This window comes from Aliivibrio sifiae (assembly GCF_002954715.1).
Classification (GTDB): domain Bacteria; phylum Pseudomonadota; class Gammaproteobacteria; order Enterobacterales; family Vibrionaceae; genus Aliivibrio; species Aliivibrio sifiae.
Map to the genome: position 1 here is coordinate 984,969 of NZ_MSCP01000002.1, position 1,138 is coordinate 986,106.

The 1,138-nt window shown below is 36.3% G+C and carries 1 protein-coding gene; it reads right to left on the reverse strand.

Annotated elements, in window-relative coordinates:
• Positions 1–113: 113 nt before the first annotated feature.
• Positions 114–1,001, reverse strand: a complete 888-nt coding sequence (locus BTO23_RS15720) for a DUF2971 domain-containing protein (protein ID WP_105063988.1) — start codon at positions 999–1,001, stop codon at positions 114–116.
• Positions 1,002–1,138: the final 137 nt, after the last annotated feature.

Here is a 1,138-nt window from a genome sequence, read left to right on the forward strand (position 1 = left end):
CCTGCATAACACGTTTGCTACCATACAGACCTAGCTGAATTTTAACGCCTTAATCACTGAAACTAAAGGCAAACTGACAATGCCGAGTGTAGCAAATCGTGTTGATGCATTTGTTATATTTTTTCAAACTGAAGAGCATAATCGTGTTGCATCTTTCTTGCTCTATAAATTTCAACGTCCCTGTTAATCTCTTTTGCTTTATTTGAAAGACGACGGATATTATCTTCGTCTGATTTACAGCCAAAAAATACTTTTCGGAGTTGCTTAGGTATGAATTTGTGATCAACAAACAAGTCTTGCTTTCGTTCGTAGTAACACATATCAACTACTCGCCATTCATTTTCATAACTCCAGACGCTGGATTTTCGATATGCATGATTTGAGTATTGTAATATAGATGCATCAGGTTCAATTCCAAACAGCGTCCACTTCACTAAATCTTCAAGCGAGTAAAAACCAAGGGGTTTATCTGTATATTTAACCTTCCTTGCCACCGATAAAGGCGTATCCGCTTCAGGCATCGCAGCCAATTCAAAAACTACTCCAGTATGATTTTCTGCATAGTGAGCCCACATTAATAAATTATCATTATCTTCTGTGACACAAAAAACCCGAGAATCTTTCATCGACTTTTGCCAATGAGCATTTACCTGAGATATTAGATACTCAACTTCGCCCATTAAATGCCCAAGTAAGGGATAAGTTATCCTTTCAATATCGGCTTTTTTATAACCTTGAGTTTTAACACAAGATCTCATAGATAAAATTGCTTTGGCAAAGCCATCTTCAGGGTTACTTATAGGGTAATCATTATTGATATACTCCTCAATCATAGACATTGCTATGACAGGAAAATCATTCAAGTCAAAACTAGGAGCTAAATCATTTTGAATATCGAATGGGTCATTAAATTTCAACGGAGAACTAAAACGAAAGCTTTGATTGTCTAATATTAACTCTGCTGTCCGAATATCGGTGTATTTGTAAAAATGTTCTTGCAATAGCTAATCCTCACTAAAAAATATAACGCCTGCATAACACGTTTGCTACGATACAGACCTAACTGAATTTTACTACCTTAATCACTGAAACTAAAGGCAAACTGACAACGCCGAGTGTAGCAAATCGTGTTGATGCT